Origin of the sequence: Aequorivita aurantiaca, assembly GCF_030410135.1 — a bacterium.
Lineage (GTDB): Bacteria > Bacteroidota > Bacteroidia > Flavobacteriales > Flavobacteriaceae > Aequorivita > Aequorivita aurantiaca.
In genome coordinates, this window is sequence record NZ_JAUGQQ010000030.1 from 1 (window position 1) to 1,358 (window position 1,358).

Annotated in this window: 2 protein-coding genes; both read right to left on the reverse strand. The window is 33.1% G+C overall.

The features are described 5' to 3' along the window. Positions 1-218 precede the first annotated feature (218 nt). Positions 219-665, reverse strand: a complete 447-nt coding sequence (locus QRD02_RS14250) for a hypothetical protein (protein ID WP_290255632.1) — start codon at positions 663-665, stop codon at positions 219-221. A 165-nt stretch (positions 666-830) separates the two neighbouring features. Further along, positions 831-1,250, reverse strand: coding sequence for a DUF3997 domain-containing protein (locus tag QRD02_RS14255; protein WP_290255633.1), 420 nt, complete (start codon positions 1,248-1,250; stop codon positions 831-833). Between the last annotated feature and the right edge of the window lie 108 nt (positions 1,251-1,358).

Here is a 1,358-nt window from a genome sequence, read left to right on the forward strand (position 1 = left end):
TCATTTTCGATTTGTGAAAAAGAAATAAAAGGAAAGAGTAAAAATGTAAAAATAAAAATGTGGTTTTTCATTCGCTTCGTTTTTTTAAATTGCAGATAACGTTTAGTGTATGAGCAGTGGCGTGTTTCGGTACGGACAATTGCAAACAGTTACTTGCCATTGGAAATTCCGCAGGAATTTCCAAGTAGGCGAGGACAAGCCATTGCTTATACACATTGTTAGCACCTGTGGTTTCTCGCTTCTTGCTCTTCAGTTCCGTTTATTTTTTTCTTTTTGCTTATCCATCTATTGTTAAAACCTTCAGACTCCGAATATACAATTTCAGCGTTGCCAAATACAAGTAACGTTCCTTGGTCAGCTCCAATAGTTTCCGTTAAAGCACTTTCGATGGACATTCTTTTTTGGTCAATATTTTTATTTTCCGAAATCACATAACAATCGTTTATATTTCCAATTGATTTAATTCGGTTTTTTATAATTTCAGATTCGTTTCCGTTCATACTTTCAAATAAGTTTTGATTTAGAAAATCCGTTTTTGATAAATCTTTTAGAAATTTTGGTCGGTTTTTTCCATTTTGTACAAAACTCACATATCTATCTCGTTTCGCTGAATTCAGAAATTTGGTTATGACTTTAATTTCTAATTCGATATCGTTGTCAGTCATTTGTGCGTTTTTTTTCCATTGGTGCTAACGTTTCGTATAACCGCAGTTACGGATAAATATACAAGGTTTTTCGGTTAAGCACGGAAGTTAGCAATTACGCGTGGATTCGGACGTAGTCGAATCCGCCGTAATTGCGGTTATATATTGTTAGGCACAGTTTTTATTTCAGTCAATTTTTTTCAATTGCAACTCAATTTTATTTTCAATCAGAAAGTTGTCAAAGTCGTGTCGATTATTAAATTCGGTCGTATTTCTTTTTACAGTTTTCGAATTAGGTAAATCTTTATAATCATTTTTAATTACCCAATATTTAAAAAATTTGTCTTCTTCTCGTTTTCTACCGTTGCCTGTTTTTGCAATAATCCATTTATCATTATCCGCAATTTCCAAAACAGTCATTGGAACAATTTCAACTCCTGAAGTCGCACAACTTTTTGTTTGATAAAGAATTCTCCGGTCAACATTGTCATATTCCGATAGATAAATGTTATTTCCAAAATAATTTTCTTTAGCTCCAATACAGCAAGAATTAAGCGAAATAACTAAAATCAGAAAAGTCAATATGTTTCCAACTCTTTTTTTCATTCAAATTGTGCCTAACGTTTCTGGTGTATGAGCCGTTGCGCGATTTTTGCCCAGGCCCTTCCAAGTACAAAATTGCCTTTTGAAAATCCGATAGGATTTTCAAAGTAG

Coding starts and splice junctions, on each gene's coding strand:
- QRD02_RS14250 (WP_290255632.1), bottom strand. CDS start 665: ATGACTGACAACGATATCGAATTAGAAATTAAAGTCATAACCAAATTT.
- QRD02_RS14255 (WP_290255633.1), bottom strand. CDS start 1,250: ATGAAAAAAAGAGTTGGAAACATATTGACTTTTCTGATTTTAGTTATT.